The sequence below is a fragment of the Microbacterium sp. 22195 genome, assembly GCF_052056515.1.
In the GTDB taxonomy this organism is placed as follows: domain Bacteria; phylum Actinomycetota; class Actinomycetes; order Actinomycetales; family Microbacteriaceae; genus Microbacterium.
The window spans coordinates 640361-657574 of the sequence record NZ_JBQEPE010000001.1 but is presented as its reverse complement, the minus strand read 5'-3'; the positions used below and the strand labels follow the sequence as shown (position 1 = coordinate 657574).

Sequence of the window (17214 nt, the reverse complement as noted above, 5' to 3'; positions counted from 1 at the left end):
TCACACCACGGGCGCGACGGACGCCCGCCGCTCCTCATACAGCACCGTAGCCGCAGCGACCGCTGCACCGAGCAGCAACCAGGTCGAGTACACCGCGAACACGATCGCGGCTCGCGTCCCGCCGCCGAGGTCCACCGTCGCGGGGACGAGGTGAGTCGCCTGGGCGACGAGGCCGACCACCATCAGGGCGCCCATGCTCATCAGCACGAGGGAACCGCCCCAGCCGCCCAGCACGACCAGCCAGCGCGGAAGGACGTCCCCGAGCTTCGTCGTGAGCACGACGACGCCCGCTGCTGCGACGGCGAACAGGACGAGCTCCATCACCGGGAATCCCACATCGAAGCCGCCGTCATCGCCCTGCATCCACCAGATGGTCTTGAGCAGCGGATAGGGGACGCACAGCACGAGTCCGGCGGCCAGCAGCGAGAGCCGGCCGGTGGCGGATCCGGTTGCACGGAACGCCCGTCCTGCATCGGCGCGGATGGTCCGGGCGAGCCGGATGGCGATGAACGCGCCGGCCAGGGAGAGCCCGCGCGCGACAGCGCCGGGGACGTCGACCTCGGAGAAGGCACCTGCCGGGATGCCGGTCACGGCGAAGAACGCCCGGAAGCAGTCCAGCACGAACCCGCCGGATGCTCCGATAAGCAGCACGGCGCCGGCCCAGGCCGCCGCTTCGGCGCTGGTGGTGCGTCCGGTGCGCAGGGCCCGTGCCCGCAGCAGCACTCCGAAGAGGACGGCCGCGGCGCCAGGGATGCCCAGCCACGCCGGCGGGAAGATCTGCGCATACTCCGCACCCGGGCCCGTCGCCGTGGCGACTCCGGATGCGACGATCACCGCGACGGCGGTGAGGACGGGAACGGCGGAGCCGGGAGGGGAGACGTGCGCTGGCTCGGGTGCGAGTGGGACGGTCGCGTGTCTGCTGTCGGTGTTCATGACTCCAGCGTTCGCCACCGCGGGCGGCGGCGGATCGTACCCGGGTCGCTGCCTCAGCGACCCGGGTATCGATCCCGCGCTCAGTCCAGGCGCTTCTGCCAGGCGCCGGCGTACGCCCGCGGGACGAATCCCATCGCCTCGTTGATGTCGAGCATCGGCCGGTTCTCCTCGGCGTTGAACGTCGAGATCCTCGGCGACGCGGGTGCGATGCCGCGCCAGCGCAGGATGTTCGCGCACTTCACGAGCTGACCGAGCCGGTGCCCGCGGTGCTCCTTCAGCACCAGCGTGCAGTACTGATGAGTCACACCGGTGGGGTCCTCGCCGATGACCAGCTCGTTGAACGCCGCCAGGGTGCCGGTGGGCACGTGCTCGACCGCGGCGACCGACATCGTCTGGCCGCCCCCGATGATGCGCGCATCGCGGCGGGCGATGCGGGCGGCGTCCCAGGTCTCCTCGTCGATCTCGAGGTCTCCGCTGGGAGCATCCGTCGACATCCGCGAGAGCGCCCAGGCGTAGCCGTCGCGCTGCTCGGGCGGCGTCGGCAGGTTCCACTCGACCAGGCGGTAGTCCGGTCCCGCCGCTGCGATCGCCTCCGACAGCATCCGCTCGACCGTCGACAGGTCGGCCTGCAGATCGAAGCCGCTGCTGCGCTCCACCTGCTCGAGCGCGAAGCCGTTCCGCTTCAGCAGGCGTGTGTGCGGGCTCGACGAGATCACGCCCCAACCCGTCTTCGGCGTCAGGGTCTCGCTGCCGGGAACGGCCGGGTGCAGGGTCCACGCCTGCAGGACCCGGCGGCCCTGCAGGCGCACCTCCTCCTCGGCGCGGTCGAGCAGTGCCTGCCCGACGCCCGTGGGCCAGTGCTCGGGGAGAACCATCAGGTCGACCTCCGCGCTGGTGGGCTCGGCGACCCCGCAGTACAGCGAGATCGCGCCGATGATGCTGTCGCCGGCGCGCGCGATGAAGGTGCGGTGCACGTGGTCGGTGCGGTCCTTCCACATGGGCAGCATCTCCGCCGGGGTGCGCTCGTAGTCGTCCACGCCGCTGTCGGCCAGGCACACGGCGTTGTTCAGGGCCACGGCCGCGACGAAGTCGGCAGCATCCGCATCGTCCAGCGAAGCGGGGACGGCGACCTCGGTGATCGTCAGCTCTGCGGTGGGGAGTGTCATGCGAGTTCCTTCTTCCAGGCGCCTTCGTAGGCGATGGGGGAGAAGCCGATCTCCTCGTTGATCGAGAGCATCGGCCGGTTCTCCTCGGCGTTGTAGGTGACGACGCGGGGCGACTCGGGGTAGCGCTCGCGCCAGGCGAGCAGGCCGGCGGTCTTCACGAGCATCCCGAGCCGATGCCCGCGATGCTCGGAGAGCACGAGCGTGTCCCACTGATGGGTGCTTCTCGTCGGCTCGTCGGCCGCGATGGAGAGCTCGTTGAAGGCGCACAGCTCGCCGGTGCGGATGTGCTGCGCGGCCGTGACCAGCGCCGACCACCCGCGTCGGATGATGCGCTCGTCCTGCTCGATCACCCGGGCGGCATCCCAGATCTCCTCCGGAGTGCCCAGTTCGGCATCCGGGACGTCGGTCGACATCCGCGACTTCAGCCAGGCGTAGCCGTCGCGGTGCTCGGCGGGCGTCGGCAGGCTCCAGGACACGATCCGGTAGTCGGACGCGTGCTGCCGGGCGGCGGCGTGCAGGGTGCGGAGATGGTCCGCCGTGCCGGCCTCCCAGACCAGCGCACTGGCCCGCTCGACCTGCTCGAGCGTGAAACCGCTGCGCTCGAGGAACACCGCGGAGCGATCGGCGGGGATCGAACCGAAGCCGGTGGGGGCCTCGAGCACGGGCAGTGTGCCCGCGTCGTCGTGGTGCTCGGCCCAGTGCTGGAGCCTGGTCACGCCCAGCCCGCGGGCGGTGGCCTCCACGTGCTCGTACACGGCGCGGCCGATGCCCTGGCCGGCTGATGCCTGCGGCACGGCGACCGTCATGATCGCGGTGTCGCCCGCTCCGTCGAGGAGCACGTCCAGCGCCGCGCATCCGATCACGGCGCCGTCGCGCTCGACGTACCACTGGCGACGGGTCCGCTGAGCCGTGCTGCGCAGGCCGGTGAGGAGCGCCTCCGGCGTGAGGAAGTCGTCCTCGCGGCCGGTCGTCTCCAGGATGGAGCGGTTGCGCACCTCCGCGTACTCGCGGATCAGGGCGGTCGGCCCCGCGTCCGCCCGAGCGGGGAGCTCGAGCGGACGAAGGGTCGCGCCTGCGGGGAGTGCGATGGGCGTGTTCTCGGTGTTCTCGGTCGCGATGCTCATCGCAGGCCCCTCTGCAGATCGAAGGCGAGCAGGGTGATGGCCTCGTGCTCGGTGACGCCATGGCTGCGGCGGTGGCGCGGTGCGTCATCGGCGGTCTCGCCGTTGTGCAGACCGCGCTCGAGCAGCCAGAGTCCGATGCGGAGGCTGAGGCGGTCGGACAGCGGGAGCCGCTGCAGGGCCGCCTGGTCGGGGATGTTGAGGATCTGACGATCCTCGGTATCCGGCGGGTGGATGGACGTGGTGTGCTGACGATCGGTCAGCAAGGAGGTGCTCACGATGTGTGCGCTTTCTGTCGGTTTGTTCTCATGGTGGGAACGAAGCGGATGCCGGTGAGGCGCGCGGATGCGATGCCGGTGGCATCCGGAGGACACGCGCTCAGAAGCCGAGCGGACGTGCCGGGAATCGCCCTGGAACGGGCGGGGCGCCAGCCGCGCGATGCGCGGGGCGACGATCATCGACCGGACGCGGAGCGTCTGACGAGTCGTGAGAGGTGCGGTGCGGCGTTATGCGGCCGTGCGTGCGAAGGTCACCGAGATACGTGGCGACTTCGCCGACACGTTGCCGGCAGTGCGAGTGACGCCGTTCAGCTTTGTGATCATCATCGGTGACCTCCTCTCTTGTGATCGGTGAGTCACGCTAGCGGGAAGTTCCCAGCGGAGTCAAGCATTCGGGCGTGTCGTCGGCGTGTCGCGCCTCGGGCGGGACATCGGGCGACCGCTCGGGATCGCACCCGACGCAGCGCGGGATCCCCGCCGTTCCGCGGCTTTCGGGTAGCGTATGGGCGTGCTTCCCCCGACCGATGACGCCCTTCCGACGCTCGGAGTCCCGGCATGCATCTGAAGAGCCTGACGCTCAAGGGGTTCAAGTCCTTCGCGCAGCCCACGTCGTTCGTGTTCGAGCCCGGCGTCACCTGCATCGTCGGTCCCAACGGCTCGGGCAAGTCGAACGTCGTGGACGCGCTCGCATGGGTGATGGGCGAGCAGGGGGCGAAGACGCTCCGCGGCGGCAAGATGGAGGACGTCATCTTCGCCGGCACGTCGACCCGCGGGCCGCTCGGCCGGGCCGAGGTGCAGCTCACGATCGACAATGGCGACGGCGCCCTCCCGATCGACTACGCCGAGGTCACCATCAGCCGCACGCTGTTCCGGAACGGCTCCAGCGAGTACGCCATCAACGGCTCGAGCTGTCGACTGCTGGACGTGCAGGAGCTGCTCAGCGACTCCGGCCTGGGCCGCGAGATGCACGTGATCGTCGGTCAGGGGCGTCTGGACACCGTGCTGCAGGCGTCGCCGGAGGACCGCCGCGGTTTCATCGAGGAGGCCGCCGGCATCCTCAAGCACCGCCGGCGCAAGGAGAAGACCCTCCGCAAGCTCGACGCCATGGAGGCCAACCTGACGCGCCTCAGCGACCTGGCGGGGGAGATCCGGCGTCAGCTGAAGCCGCTCGGACGGCAGGCCGAGATCGCCCGCGAGGCGGCGGGCATCGCGGCCATCGTGCGCGATGCGAAGGCGCGCCTGTTCGCCGATGACGTGGTCGCCCTGCGCACCGCGCTGGCCGACCACACGCGCACCGAGCAGGAGCGGCACACCGAGCGGATCGTGCTCTCGGACCAGCTCGACACGGTGCGCACCGGCATCCAGCGGCTGGAGGCCCAGCAGAACTCGGCTGCCGTCGACGAGGCGCGGCGAATCGCCTTCGGGCTGGAGCAGGCGCAGGAGCGGATGCGGAGCCTGTTCACGCTCGCGAACCAGCGCCTCGCGCTGCTCGGCGGCGAGGACGACACGATCACGGCCATCACCGTCACGCAGGACACCATCGACGAGGCGAAGGAGGAGATCACCCGGATCTCCGAGGGCCTCGGCGACGCTCAGGACGCCGCCGCTGCGGCCAGTCGCGAGGTCGTCAACGCGAGAGCCGAGCTGGACACGCTCGACGTCGACATCGCCGAGCAGAGCGCACTGGTCTCGCAGTACGACATGCGGTTGACGACCCTGCGCGGCAACGCGGACGCCGCAGCATCCGCTCTCGCAGCCGTGCGAGGAGCGGTGCTGCGCCAGGAGAACGCCCTCGAGGCCGCGCACGCCCGACGCCGCGAGGCGGAGGAGGCGCTGGAGTCGATCGCGGATGCCGAGGCGCCCGACGGATCCGCGGCGGAGTACGCGGCCGCCTACGACGAAGCGCAGAAGCTGGTCTCGGCCGCGGAGAGCGATCGCGACTCATTGCGCGAGCGGCTGCACGAGGCCGAGCGCGAGGCGGATGCTCTGACGGCGAAGGCCGCCGCACTCGGCAGCGCGCTGTCGCTGTCCGGAGGCGCCGCCGAGATCGTCGCATCCGGAGCCTCCGGGGTGCGCGGGCTGGTCGGCGACGCCGTGCAGGTGCGGGCCGGCTTCGAGGCGGCCGTCGCCGCCGTGCTCGGCCCGCTCACCGAGGGCGTGCTCGTGGACGGCGTCGACGACGCCTTCGCGCTGGTGTCCTCTGGCGGCGCCCGCGGAACCGTCGACTTCGTCATCGCCGACACCACGTTCGCTGTGACCCCCGTGGCCCTGGACGTGCCGGGCGTGGTCTCGGCAGCCGAGGTCGTGGACGCACCGGCCGGCATCCGCGGCATCCTCGCCGCCGTGCTCGTCGCCGACGACCTCGATGCCGCTCGCACCGCACGGCTGGCGCTCGACGCGCTCGCGGACACGCGCACGACCGTCGTCACCCGCACCGGCGAGGTCATCACGGCGCACACGATGCGGGCCGGCACGGGGGAGGCCTCACGGCTGGAGCTGGCGGCGGAACGGGACGCGGCGACGGAGCGGCTCGCCGAGGTGCGGGAGACCGTCGCCGAACTGCGCGAGGCCCGCGAGGGCTCGACCGAAGCCGTCGAGGACGCGCGGCGCCGCGCGAAGGATGCGCTCCGCGCGCTCCGCGAGCACGACGCGGCCCTGGCCACGCACGCCGAGCAGGTGAACCGGGTGACGGTGCGTCACGAGGCCGCGGTCGCCGAGTGCGAGCGTCTGGAGGCCGGGCTCGCCCAGGTGCAGGGCACGGTGGCGGATGCCGAGGCGTCCGCCGAGCGCGCGAAGGCCGAGCTGGAGGCATCCGAGTCCGAGCCGCGGCCGGTGCTCGACGCATCCGCACGCGACGGGCTGCTCGAGGCGCTGGAGTCGGCGCGCGAGGGCGAGGTGCGCGCCCGCCTCGAGATCGAGACGCTGCGCGAGCGCGTCCGCGCTGCGCAGGCCCGGGTCGTGTCGCTGGAGCGGCAGCGCGAACAGGAGCGCGACGCCGCGGCCGAGGCCGCCCGCCGCGCCGTGATCCGCCGGGCGCAGCGCGAAGCGGCTTCCGCCGTCGCCGACGAGGTGCCGCGGGTGCTCGACTCCATCGACCGCTCCGTCACCGAGGCGCGCGTGGCCCTCGCCGCAGCCGAGGCGGAGCGCTCCGCGCACAACGAGGAGCTCACCGGCCTGCGGGCCCAGGAGGGCTCGCTGCGCGAGCGCCTGGCGGGGCTCACCGAGAGCGTGCACGGGCTCGAGCTGCAGATCCACGAGAAGAAGCTCCACCTCGCGAGCCTGCTCGAGCGCGTGGCCTCGGAGCTCGCCCTGGACGAAGATATTCTCATCGCGGAATATGGTCCGGATCAGCCGGTCCCGCGGGATCCGGGCGCGGAGGAGCAGGACGAGGACGCCGCGATCCCGTTCGACCGGCGCATCCAGGAGCGACGGCTGAAGGACGCCGAGCGCAAGCTCGCCCAGCTCGGCCGGGTCAACCCTCTCGCGCTGGAGGAATTCGCCGCGCTCGAGCAGCGGCATGCCTTCCTCACCGAGCAGCTCGCCGATCTGACCAAGACCAGACAGGACCTGCTGGCGATCATCGCCGACCTCGACGAGCGGATGCAGGTGATCTTCGCCAGCGCCTTCGAGGACACCAGGCAGGCCTTCGGCGAGGTGTTCCCGCTGCTGTTCCCCGGAGGATCCGGGAGCATCTCGCTGACCGACCCCGACGACATGCTCACCACGGGCATCGAGGTCGCGGTGCGTCCGGTCGGCAAGAAGATCGAACGGCTCTCGCTGCTCTCGGGCGGAGAGCGGTCCCTGGCCGCGGTCGCGCTGCTGGTCGCGATCTTCAAGGCGCGGCCCAGCCCGTTCTACATCCTCGACGAGGTGGAGGCGGCGCTCGACGACGCCAACCTCGGGCGGCTGCTGACGGTGTTCGAGCAGCTGCGCGAGAACTCGCAGCTGCTCGTGATCACCCATCAGAAGCGCACGATGGAGATCGCCGACGCCCTGTACGGAGTCTCGATGCGCCAGGACGGCGTCTCGGCCGTGGTCGGTCAGCGCGTGGGCGACCGCGCCGCGGCATCCGCCTGAGAACCGGCCGGCCGTCGCCTGGATAGGCTGGAGGCATGGCGGAGAAGTCCTGGTCCCTCGGTCGCGCGCTGCGCGGCATGTTCGTCAAGCCCACGATCGATGAGACGACGTGGGACGACCTGGAGACCGCGCTGATCACGGCGGACTTCGGCCCCGACATCACCGAGGCGCTGCTGGAGGAGCTGCGCGAGAAGGTGGATCGCTACCGCACCACCGACCCGAAGGACCTGCAGCGGATGCTGCGGGAGACGCTCGAGGAGCGGTTCGCGAAGTTCGACACCACGCTCAAGCTCACCGAGCGTCCGGCCGTCGTGCTGGTCGTCGGGGTCAACGGTGTCGGCAAGACCACGACCATCGGCAAGTTCACCAAGTTCCTGCGCGGCTTCGAGCGCAGCGTAGTGGTCGGCGGCGCCGACACCTTCCGTGCGGCCGCGGTCGAGCAGCTGGCCACCTGGGCGCAGCGCGGCGGCGCGGCGATGGTCCGGCCCCAGCACGAGGGTCAGGACCCCGCATCCGTCGCCTTCCAGACGGTGGAGTACGCCAAGCAGCACGGCACGGAGATCGCGATCATCGACACCGCCGGCCGTCTGCACACCAAGGGCGGCCTGATGGACGAGCTGTCGAAGGTGCGCCGGGTGGTGGAGAAGCTCGCCCCGATCAGCGAGGTGCTGCTCGTGCTGGACGCCACCACGGGTCAGAACGGCGTCATGCAGGCGGAGGCGTTCCTCCAGCACGCGGGCGTCACGGGGCTGGTGATCACCAAGCTCGACGGCTCCGCGAAGGGCGGCTTCATCCTGGCCGTGCAGGAGCGCACCGGCATCCCGGTGAAGCTCCTCGGGCAGGGCGAGGGCATCGACGATCTCACCGGTTTCACCCCGCACGTCTTCGTGTCGGCGCTTGTCGGCGCGTAGGACTACCGGACGGGCGGAGAGGCTGGTTTCATAGCGATATGGCGATCGAACACGATTACTTCGGAGTCCTCTCCTCGGGGCCCGACGGCGCCATCTTCTGGACCGAGCGGGTCGAGTTCGGCGACCAGTCGGTGACGGTCGATCTGACCGCTCCCGACCAGGAGGACGTGTCTCAGGAGGCGCTCGACGTCGCCGCCGCTCTGATCTCCGGCATCGAGGACCTGGATGCCACGGTGCGCCGCGCCATGCTGGCCGAGGTCGACGATCGCACCAGCGAGGTCACCGAGTACATCCTGCAGCAGCAGGAGGCCTACGGTGATCAGCTCGAGGAGGTGCTGGTCGACATCAGCGGCGACGCCGCGGTCGACATCATCCGCTCGCTGTGCCTGATGAGCATGACGATCCTCGCCGACGAGCACGGCGGGACCGATCCGTTCGCCGTCATGGAGTACGCGCTGGACGCGGATGCCACCGACGATGTGCTGCTCGTGAACCTCGCCGACGACGGCTCGGTGATCTCGGTGATGAGCGCCGACTAGCACTCATCACCGAGACAGCACGTCACACCGCCTGAGCGAAGCCCAGGTCGGCGCTCTCCGCGATGTGCGCGAGGTGCGGCGGGATCTCGCGGCCCTTCGAGATCATCGACTGCGCCCACAGGCGCCCGGCCCGGTAGGACGACCGGACCAGGGGACCGGCGAGCACGCCGAGGAAGCCGATCCGCTCGGCCTCGGCCTTGAACTCGACGAACTCGTCGGGCTTGACCCAGCGCGCCACGGGAAGGTGCCGCGGCGAGGGCCGCAGGTACTGCGTGATGGTGATGATGTCGCAGCCGGCGTCGTGCAGGTCCTGCAGCGCCTGCACGACCTCCTCCGGCTCCTCACCCATGCCGAGGATGAGGTTGGACTTGGTGATCAGGCCCGCATCGTGACCCTGGGTGATGACGTTCAGCGAGCGCTCGTAGGTGAACGCCGGGCGGATGCGGCGGAAGATGCGCGGCACGGTCTCGACGTTGTGCGCGAAGACCTCGGGGCGGGCCTCGAAGATCTGGTTCAGGTTCTCGGGCCTCCCGCCGTGGTCGTTGGCCAGGAGCTCGACCCCGGTGTTCGGGTTCTGGGCGTGGATCTGCCGGACCGTCTCGGCGTTCAGCCACGCGCCCGTGTCGGGCAGGTCGTCCCGGGCGACGCTGGTGACCGTGGCGTAGCGCAGGCCCATCCGGGTGACGCTCTCCGCCACGCGACGCGGCTCGTCGGTGTCGTAGTCGGCGGGCTTGCCGGTGTCGATCTGGCAGAAGTCGCAGCGCCGGGTGCACTGCGATCCGCCGATCAGGAAGGTCGCCTCCTTGTCCTCCCAGCACTCGAAGATGTTGGGGCAGCCGGCCTCCTGGCAGACCGTGTGCAGCCCCTCGTCCTTCACCAGCGAGTGGAGCGCCTTGTACTCGGGGCCCATCTTCGCCTTGGTGCGGATCCACTCGGGCTTGCGCTCGATCGGGGTCTCGGAGTTGCGGATCTCCAGACGCAGCAGCCTGCGTCCGTCGGGGTGGGCGGCGCTCATGCGGCCACCTCCTTGCGGGTCTCGGTGGCGTACTCGGCGGCGAAGGCGTCGGAGACGGCCTGCACGATGTCGGCGGGGGAGACGTCGGCGCCGACGATCTCGCTGACGGTCGTCACTCCGGCATCCGTGATGCCGCACGGGATGATGCCGCGGAATCCGGCCAGCGAGTTGTCGCAGTTGATCGCGAAGCCGTGCATGGTCACACCCTGCTGCACGCGCACCCCGATCGCGGCGACCTTGTCCTCGGACAGCGGCCGGCGCACCCACACGCCGCTGCGGCCCTCGACCTGGTACCCGTCGACGCCGAGGGGCTTCAGGATGCTGATCAGCAGGCGCTCCATGCGGCGCACATGCGCGACGACGTCCATCGGCTCGGGCAGGCGGACGATCGGGTAGCCGACGAGCTGGCCGGGGCCGTGCCAGGTGATCTTGCCACCGCGGTCGACATCGACCACCGGTGTGCCGTCCTGGGGGCGCTCCTGCGGCTCCGTGCGCTTGCCGGCCGTGTAGACGGCCTCGTGCTCGAGCAGCAGGAGCGTGTCGGGCCGGTCGCCCGCGACGACCTCGCGGTGGATGCTGCGCTGCAGCTCCCACCCGTCCAGGTAGGGGACGAACTCCGGTGCGAGACCGGCGATCCGGATGTCGAGCATGATCGCTCCCGATGGTTGTTGGATGCAGTGCAAGAAAGCAGCTCGGTACAGCCTACGCCTCTCCGCGGGGCTTGTCGCGCATCGGCATGACGCTACGCTGACGGACATGGCAACCGAGTCGCGAGCAGGCAGGCCGAGGGCGTCGTCGCGCGAGACGCTGGCCGAGGCGGCGTGCGAGCTCTTCCTGGAGCAGGGGTACGAGGCGACCTCCGTCGTCGACATCGCGCAGCGTGCCGGCGTGAGCCGATCGAGCTTCTTCAACTACTTCTCCTCGAAGAGCGATGTGCTCTGGTCGGGGCTGGATGCCCGTATCGCCGCGGCCTCCGTCGCGCTGGCCGCACTCGGCCGGGGCGCCGACGGCCCGTCGGTGCGCGCGGCCGTGCTGCCGATCGTGCACGGTTTCGCGCCCGACCCGCTCGCGCTCGCGCTGCGCAACGCGGCGGCCATGGGGCTCGAGCAGGAGCTGCTGCGCGACACGGGGCTGCGCCACGCGCGCATCGCTTCGGCGGTCGCGGCCGCGGCGAGGAGCGCGGGGATCGACGAGATCCGAGCCGACATCCTGGGGTCGGCCCTGGCCACCGCCGTGCTGTCGTCGCTGCGGGTGTGGGCGGAGCAGGGCGCCGGGCAGGCGTCGCTCGAGGCCCAGTTCGACGAGGCGCTGCGCAGCATCCATGATCTTCCCTGGGACTGAGCGGACGTTTCGCGGTCCGCCGGACAGGTCATGAGTACAAGCCGCTGAAGGAGGCGCTCATGTCCGATCCGATGGATGTCCTGCTCGACCGCTCCGCTCCGCATCTCGCCGACCGGGGGAGCGGGCGCGACGCCGCGTTGGCCCAGATGGTGCACGACGCCCGCGACACCGCTCGCCCGCAGAAGCGACCCCGGCGGCGGATCGCGCTGCTGAGCGGCGCGCTCGCGGTGGTGCTGATGGGCGGCGCGGGGATAGCGACGGCCAACTCGGATTGGCTCTGGGGGCAGGGACTGGAGAATCCGGAGCGGAGCTACACGTACACGTCGCCGACGTGGGGACAGTGCGAGATCCGGTACAGCGGGTTCGACACGCACAACCCGCTGATCCAGGCGGACGTCAACCGGGTCATCGACGAGTGGTTCGCGAACACGGATGTGGAGGCCGCCGCGGATCCGTATGTGGCGAAGCACCTGGCGCAGATCGAGGCGGATCAGAAGGCCGCCGCAGACCCCGACCCCGACCCGCGGCTCGCCGACCTCAACGCCTGGCAGGCCCACGACCAGGCGCTCTCCACGGCGCTGCACGAGGAGCTCAAGGCGCACGGCTACGACAGCGGAGCCGGGGACCTCGCCGGAACGGAGAGTCACAGCCAGCTCCATTGCGAGGGCGAGGACTGGGGCGGCGAGGGCAGCGAGTGACGCCCCGCGACGAGCCGCTCACGCGCGCGCTCGAGTCCTCGGCATCCGATCTTCTCGCCTACCTCGAGCGACGCGTCGGCGCGGATGACGCGCCGGACCTGCTCGGCGAGACCATGGTCGTCGCCTGGCGCAGGGTGAAGGAGCTCCCGTCCGACGACGAACGCGCGCGCATGTGGCTGTTCGGCATCGCCCGCGGCACTCTGCTGAATCACTCCCGAGGGCAGCGTCGGCGCTGGGCGCTGGCCGATCGCATCCGGCTGCAGGTGCGGGAGTCCGCCACGGCGCCGCCCGCGGATGAAGGCGCCGAGGTGCGCGACGCCATCGACCGGCTCGAGCCGGAACTCGCGGAGCTCGTCCGGCTGGTGCACTGGGAGCGTCTGAGCGTCGCGGATGCCGCAGGCCTGCTCGGCATCCCGGCCTCCACCGCGCGCGGCCGTTACCAGCGTGCCAAGGACCAGCTGAGGGCGGCGCTCAGACAGGAGGCTGCGCTCCCGTAGAATCAGAGGCACCATGGCTACCTTTGGCACGCTCTCCGATCGGCTCACCGAGACCTTCCGCAACCTCCGCACGAAGGGAAAGCTGAGCCCCGCTGACGTCGACGGCACCGTCCGCGAGATCCGTCGCGCCCTGCTCGACGCGGATGTCGCGCTCGTCGTCGTCAAGGACTTCACCGCGAAGGTGCGCGAGCGCGCCCTGAGCGATGAGGTCAACAAGGCGCTGAACCCGGCGCAGCAGGTCGTCCAGATCGTCAACGAGGAGCTCGTCGCGATCCTCGGCGGCGAGCAGCGCCGTCTGGAGTTCGCGAAGACCCCGCCGACCGTGATCATGCTCGCCGGCCTGCAGGGCTCGGGCAAGACGACTTTCGCCGGAAAGCTCGCGAAGCAGCTCGAGGCCGACGGGCACACCCCGCTGCTGGTCGCCGCCGACCTGCAGCGCCCGAACGCCGTCACGCAGCTGCAGGTCGTCGCCGAGCGCGCCGGAGCGGCGATCTTCGCCCCCGAGCCGGGCAACGGCGTCGGCGACCCCGTGCAGGTGTCCAAGGCCGGTGTCGAGCACGCCCGCCGCCAGCAGCACGACGTCGTCATCATCGACACCGCGGGACGCCTCGGCGTTGACGCCGAGCTGATGAAGCAGGCGGCCGACATCCGCAGGGCGACGGACCCCGACGAGGTGCTGTTCGTCATCGACGCGATGATCGGTCAGGATGCCGTCAACACGGCCAAGGCCTTCCAGGAGGGCGTCGACTTCACCGGTGTCGTGCTGTCCAAGCTCGACGGCGACGCGCGCGGTGGCGCCGCGCTGTCCGTGGCGTCCGTGACCGGACGCCCGATCATCTTCGCCTCCACGGGAGAGAACCTCGAGGACCTCGAGCCGTTCCACCCCGACCGCATGGCGAGCCGCATCCTCGACCTCGGCGACATCCTGACCCTCATCGAGCAGGCCCAGCAGGCCTTCGATGAGGAAGAGGCCATGAAGATGGCCGAGAAGCTCGCCAACGAGGCCTTCACTCTCGAGGACTTCCTCGAGCAGATGCAGCAGATGCGCAAGATGGGCTCGATGAAGAAGATGCTCGGCATGCTGCCGGGCATGGGCCAGATGAAGCAGCAGCTCGAGGACTTCGACGAGCGCGAGGTCGACCGCACCGAGGCCATCATCCGCTCGATGACCCCCGCCGAGCGCCGCAACACCAAGATCCTGAATGGCTCGCGCCGACTCCGCATCGCACGTGGTTCCGGTATGACCGTGACCGACGTGAACCAGCTCGTGCAGCGCTTCGAGCAGGCCGCCAAGATGATGAAGACGGTCGCCCGCGGCGGCACCCCGCAGATCCCCGGCATGGGCCCGATGGGCAAGCCGGGGGCTTCGGCCAAGCGCGGCAAGAAGGGCGCCAAGAACAAGGGCGGATCCCGTTCGGGCAACCCGGCGAAGCGTGCGGCCGAGAACGCGGGCATCGCGATGTCGAATTCGAATCCCACCGGGTCGGGCTTCGGGCTCGGCGGACAGAAGGCGTCGACCGAGGCCGACATGGCCGAGATCCAGAAGCTCTTCGGCAAGAACTGAGCACTTCGCGTCAGAGCCGGTAGCCGGCGTGCTCCAGCTCGACGCGGATCACGTGCACGAGCCGCTGCTGTCCCGCGACGGTCGGATGCTCGTCGTCGTCCTGCAGCAGTGAGGGATCTCCGCGCAGCGGCTGGCCGATGTCGATGTACCTCCCGCCGAGCGCGGTCACGGCGGTGCGCACCGCGGCGGAGCTGACGTCGATCTCGGACGGCTTCGGCTCCGACGGATCCCAGAGCGTGCTCAGCCCGACCAGCTCTGCGCGGGGCATGGCGCGATGGATCGCGTCGACCGTGCGCTCGGTCGCGGCGGTTATGTCGGCATCCGACCGGCCGACGTCGTTGTCCGATCCCTGCACGATGACGAGGGTCGGATCATCCCTCGCCGCAGCATCCACCAGGCCCTGGAAGTCCTGGCCGCAGGTGCCGACCGCGAGGAATCCCGCCCCGCTGCAGGCGAGGTTGTCGATGGTGACGCCGGTGCGCCGGGAGAGCATGCTCGGCCAGTCCTCACCGTCATCGAGACCGTGGCCGGACATGATCGAGTCGCCGATCGTGACGATGACGGGCTTCCGCTGAGACTCCGCGCCTGCCGAGGCCGTCGACGCCGTGGCGGCCGCGCAGCCGGCCAGCACCGCGCCGGACAGCGTCGCGCAGAGCAGGACGAGCCAGGGGGCACGAGAGGGCCGGAGCACGCGCTCGACGGTACGCCCCAGGGATGGGCGCCCGCTCGAAGACCGCTGTGGATCAGTCCGTCCGGAGCGGGCGGGAGCGGCACGGGTTCCGTCTGCGGCGAGGAGGCGACATCCGGTGTCGCATTCCCCGACTCAGGTAACTAAAGCGCTATAGTCGGTCGCACGAGCAGCGCTGCCACCCCTCGGCCGCGCGCTCGACAACCGCGAAGATGCGAGACCGGAGAGAATGCACATGACCGAGATCAACCGGAGAACGTTCCTGACCGTCGGGGGTGTCGGCCTGGCCGCCCTGCTCGTCGGCAACGGGACCACGGCCGCGAACGCGGCGACGGGCAGCGCCGCCGCTGCCGGCGCGAAGGGAGCACCGGTGCCCGCATCCGGAGGCACCCCGCCGGGACCGTACACCTTCGGCTGGACGGCGGACGACCTGCTCGACTTCGACCCCGCGAGCACGCCGTGGGGCAGGCATCTGCAGTGCCTGATCCCTCGGGCGAAGCGCATCGCGCCGTTCGCCGCCACGCAGGCGCATCCGGACCTCGACCCGGCCGTGCAGCTCTCCACCCTCACGATCGACGATGCCGGGAGCATCTACGAGGGTCACAACCAGGCGATCGGACTCGAGGCGCAGGTGTACACGCAGCGGTACTGGGCGTACATCGACATCTGGGGCACCTGGCACGGCCAGGTCGACGGGCCAGCGCCCATCGAGATGGTCGACGGTGAGCGCGTGCCCGGCCGTCCCTACGGCGTCATCGACATCCCGAACCCGGGATGGACCGAGGCGGCGCACAAGAACGGAGCCCTGTCTATCGGCGGCTGGTTCTGGCCGCGCCCCGTGGACTTCGACGCCTTCCTCGTGCAGCGCGCGGACGGCTCGTTCCCCGTCGCGGACAAGCTGATCGAGATCCGGCAGTACTTCGGCTTCGACGGGTTGTTCATCAACCAGGAGGCGACGGTCACCACCGCGCAGATCACGAAGTTCAAAGACTTCCTGCGCTACCTCAAGCGCACCGATCCGGACTTCTACCTGCAGGGCTACGACTCCGCCGACTTCGACCGCGGGTTCGTGACCTACGAGAACCGCCTCAGCGAGAACAATCTGCGCTGGCTGGGCACCCCGGACGCGCCGATGTACGACTCGATCTTCATGAACTACTGGTGGCAGGCGACCACGGGCGGTGCGGATCGGGACCTCACCAAGAGCGCCGCCTCGGCCAGGGCAGCCGGTCACGATCCGCGCGTGGTCGGATTCGCCGGCGTCGAGCACCAGAAGGGCGGCTTCCGACCCGAGGAGGACTTCGGCAGCGTCGCCGGCCCGGGAAGGCCGGCGCCCACCTCGGTGGCGCTGTTCGTCGACTCCCAGATCTGGCTGGACGGATCCTGGCGCGGCGAGACGTCGTCACCGGAGGGGCGCAGCACCTACCGCGATCTGGAGCAGAGATTCTGGTCCGGACCCACCGGCAACCCCGTGACGTCGGGTCGCCTCGAGCCGCGCACGCCCCCGTACCGGACCGACACGCTGAACTACCGGCAGTGGGACGGGATCGCGCACTGGATCACGGAGCGGTCGCCGTACGGGGCGCTGCCGATCGTCACCGACTTCAACGTGGGTGTCGGCTCGTCGTTCCACCTGGACGGCGTGAAGGTGCGCACCGGCGGGTGGGACAACATGGGCAGCGCGGACCGCGCGCTCACCTGGCAGTACTGGACCGAGGGCGACCTGAGCGTGGTGCTGGACGAGTCCACCAGTTTCGGCAGCGCGCACTGTCTGCGGCTGCGCGGCGCCGGCATCGTCCACCTGTTCAAGACCGATCTGACCGCTGCCAAGACCATGGCGGTCTCGCTGCGCACGCAGCAGCTGACATCCGTCGAGATCGGGATCACCTGGAAGGACGCGCCGGACGCGATCGACTGGCGAGCGCTGGAGAACGCCGGCGGCGCGACCTGGATGGAGTGGCGCGGCGAGGTGGACGTGAACGATCGCCGCATCGCTCGGATCTCGCTGCGCACAGCGGGTGACGGGCGCCTCGGACGGGTGTCGCTGCGGGAGGCGGGCAAGCCGCTCCAGCCTGCGGCGCCCTCCGGATTCAGCGTGAAGGATGCCGGGGAGGGCGGTGAAGGCCGCCGCCACCTCGCGTTCGAGTGGGACGTGCGAGAGGATGCCGCCGGATACGACGTGCTTCAGGTGGGCGCCGCCGGTGCCACCTGGCTCGGTCGTGTGCACCGCGGAGCCTTCTTCGCGGAGTCCGTGGACCTCTCCGTCGGCCGCGCGTTCCATCTGGTGGCGTTCGGCGCCGATGCGCACCGCAGCGCACCCGCCAGGACCGCGCTGCAGTGATCGCCGCGGGGGGGGGGGGGGGGGGGAGGAGGGGGAGGCAAAAAA

At 70.4% G+C, this 17214-nt stretch carries 15 protein-coding genes; 8 read left to right on the top strand and 7 right to left on the bottom strand.

Translation table 11 applies throughout. The features are described 5' to 3' along the window. The 4 genes from ACTJJ4_RS03260 to ACTJJ4_RS03245 all read right to left on the bottom strand — a co-directional run bounded on the left by ACTJJ4_RS03260 (position 1) and on the right by ACTJJ4_RS03245 (position 3498). Entirely contained in the window at positions 1-933 is a 933-nt protein-coding gene (locus tag ACTJJ4_RS03260; protein WP_440941993.1) for a hypothetical protein, read from the bottom strand. Positions 934-1013: 80 nt separating this feature from the next. Next, complete coding sequence (locus ACTJJ4_RS03255) at positions 1014-2099, bottom strand: N-acetyltransferase family protein (RefSeq protein WP_440941992.1); 1086 nt, start codon at positions 2097-2099, stop codon at positions 1014-1016. After that, positions 2096-3223, bottom strand: coding sequence for a GNAT family N-acetyltransferase (locus ACTJJ4_RS03250; RefSeq protein ID WP_440941991.1), 1128 nt, complete (start codon positions 3221-3223; stop codon positions 2096-2098). The genes ACTJJ4_RS03255 and ACTJJ4_RS03250 overlap by 4 nt, the downstream gene beginning before the upstream one ends. Next, complete coding sequence (locus tag ACTJJ4_RS03245) at positions 3220-3498, bottom strand: hypothetical protein (protein WP_440941990.1); 279 nt, start codon at positions 3496-3498, stop codon at positions 3220-3222. The genes ACTJJ4_RS03250 and ACTJJ4_RS03245 overlap by 4 nt, the downstream gene beginning before the upstream one ends. A gap of 555 nt (positions 3499-4053) precedes the next feature. Here ACTJJ4_RS03245 and smc point away from each other — a divergent pair. The 3 genes from smc to ACTJJ4_RS03230 are packed head-to-tail and all read left to right on the top strand — an operon-like array spanning position 4054 to position 9025. Continuing rightward, complete coding sequence (smc, locus tag ACTJJ4_RS03240; RefSeq protein ID WP_440941989.1) at positions 4054-7575, top strand: chromosome segregation protein SMC; 3522 nt, start codon at positions 4054-4056, stop codon at positions 7573-7575. A 35-nt stretch (positions 7576-7610) separates the two neighbouring features. Further along, the gene (ftsY, locus tag ACTJJ4_RS03235) at positions 7611-8486 is read left to right on the top strand and encodes a signal recognition particle-docking protein FtsY (protein WP_440941988.1); all 876 of its coding nucleotides are present in this window, start codon (positions 7611-7613) and stop codon (positions 8484-8486) included. Between the two features lie 38 nt (positions 8487-8524). Further along, entirely contained in the window at positions 8525-9025 is a 501-nt protein-coding gene (locus tag ACTJJ4_RS03230; protein WP_285632654.1) for a DUF2004 domain-containing protein, read from the top strand. Between the two features lie 22 nt (positions 9026-9047). Here the strand turns inward: ACTJJ4_RS03230 and lipA are convergent, their stop codons facing one another. Together lipA and lipB are read right to left on the bottom strand one after the other, a co-directional pair. Beyond that, positions 9048-10040 carry a lipoyl synthase gene (lipA, locus tag ACTJJ4_RS03225; protein ID WP_292703464.1) on the bottom strand — a complete coding sequence of 331 codons (993 nt, stop codon included), beginning with the start codon at positions 10038-10040 and terminating at the stop codon, positions 9048-9050. After that, the gene (gene lipB, locus ACTJJ4_RS03220) at positions 10037-10690 is read right to left on the bottom strand and encodes a lipoyl(octanoyl) transferase LipB (RefSeq protein WP_285632647.1); all 654 of its coding nucleotides are present in this window, start codon (positions 10688-10690) and stop codon (positions 10037-10039) included. The genes lipA and lipB overlap by 4 nt, the downstream gene beginning before the upstream one ends. Before the next feature lie 106 nt (positions 10691-10796). Here lipB and ACTJJ4_RS03215 point away from each other — a divergent pair, with 106 nt between their 5' ends. Genes ACTJJ4_RS03215 through ffh form a run of 4 tightly spaced genes read left to right on the top strand, consistent with a single transcriptional unit; the run spans position 10797 to position 14140 of the window. Continuing rightward, positions 10797-11381, top strand: coding sequence for a TetR/AcrR family transcriptional regulator (locus tag ACTJJ4_RS03215; protein WP_440941987.1), 585 nt, complete (start codon positions 10797-10799; stop codon positions 11379-11381). 59 nt (positions 11382-11440) lie between these two features. Further along, positions 11441-12079 (top strand): hypothetical protein, encoded by a 639-nt coding sequence (locus ACTJJ4_RS03210; RefSeq protein WP_440941986.1) that lies wholly within the window; start codon positions 11441-11443, stop codon positions 12077-12079. After that, complete coding sequence (locus ACTJJ4_RS03205) at positions 12076-12576, top strand: RNA polymerase sigma factor (RefSeq protein WP_440941985.1); 501 nt, start codon at positions 12076-12078, stop codon at positions 12574-12576. The genes ACTJJ4_RS03210 and ACTJJ4_RS03205 overlap by 4 nt, the downstream gene beginning before the upstream one ends. A 13-nt stretch (positions 12577-12589) precedes the next feature. Beyond that, on the top strand, positions 12590-14140 hold the full coding sequence (ffh, locus tag ACTJJ4_RS03200; protein WP_440941984.1) for a signal recognition particle protein: 1551 nt from the start codon (positions 12590-12592) through the stop codon (positions 14138-14140). 10 nt (positions 14141-14150) lie between these two features. Here ffh and ACTJJ4_RS03195 read toward each other — a convergent pair whose 3' ends face one another. Further along, on the bottom strand, positions 14151-14831 hold the full coding sequence (locus tag ACTJJ4_RS03195; RefSeq protein WP_440941983.1) for an SGNH/GDSL hydrolase family protein: 681 nt from the start codon (positions 14829-14831) through the stop codon (positions 14151-14153). Between the two features lie 232 nt (positions 14832-15063). Between ACTJJ4_RS03195 and ACTJJ4_RS03190 the strand changes: the two genes are divergently transcribed. Beyond that, positions 15064-17169, top strand: a complete 2106-nt coding sequence (locus tag ACTJJ4_RS03190; RefSeq protein ID WP_440941982.1) for an endo-beta-N-acetylglucosaminidase — start codon at positions 15064-15066, stop codon at positions 17167-17169. Positions 17170-17214: the final 45 nt, after the last annotated feature.

What these genes read in the sequence shown, in the direction of transcription:
- ACTJJ4_RS03260 (WP_440941993.1), bottom strand. Translation starts at nt 933, where the DNA reads ATGAACACCGACAGCAGACACGCGACCGTCCCACTCGCACCCGAGCCA.
- ACTJJ4_RS03255 (WP_440941992.1), bottom strand. Translation starts at nt 2,099, where the DNA reads ATGACACTCCCCACCGCAGAGCTGACGATCACCGAGGTCGCCGTCCCC.
- ACTJJ4_RS03250 (WP_440941991.1), bottom strand. Translation starts at nt 3,223, where the DNA reads ATGAGCATCGCGACCGAGAACACCGAGAACACGCCCATCGCACTCCCC.
- smc (WP_440941989.1), top strand. Translation starts at nt 4,054, where the DNA reads ATGCATCTGAAGAGCCTGACGCTCAAGGGGTTCAAGTCCTTCGCGCAG.
- ftsY (WP_440941988.1), top strand. Translation starts at nt 7,611, where the DNA reads ATGGCGGAGAAGTCCTGGTCCCTCGGTCGCGCGCTGCGCGGCATGTTC.
- ACTJJ4_RS03230 (WP_285632654.1), top strand. Translation starts at nt 8,525, where the DNA reads ATGGCGATCGAACACGATTACTTCGGAGTCCTCTCCTCGGGGCCCGAC.
- lipA (WP_292703464.1), bottom strand. Translation starts at nt 10,040, where the DNA reads ATGAGCGCCGCCCACCCCGACGGACGCAGGCTGCTGCGTCTGGAGATC.
- lipB (WP_285632647.1), bottom strand. Translation starts at nt 10,690, where the DNA reads ATGCTCGACATCCGGATCGCCGGTCTCGCACCGGAGTTCGTCCCCTAC.
- ACTJJ4_RS03215 (WP_440941987.1), top strand. Translation starts at nt 10,797, where the DNA reads ATGGCAACCGAGTCGCGAGCAGGCAGGCCGAGGGCGTCGTCGCGCGAG.
- ACTJJ4_RS03210 (WP_440941986.1), top strand. Translation starts at nt 11,441, where the DNA reads ATGTCCGATCCGATGGATGTCCTGCTCGACCGCTCCGCTCCGCATCTC.
- ffh (WP_440941984.1), top strand. Translation starts at nt 12,590, where the DNA reads ATGGCTACCTTTGGCACGCTCTCCGATCGGCTCACCGAGACCTTCCGC.
- ACTJJ4_RS03190 (WP_440941982.1), top strand. Translation starts at nt 15,064, where the DNA reads ATGACCGAGATCAACCGGAGAACGTTCCTGACCGTCGGGGGTGTCGGC.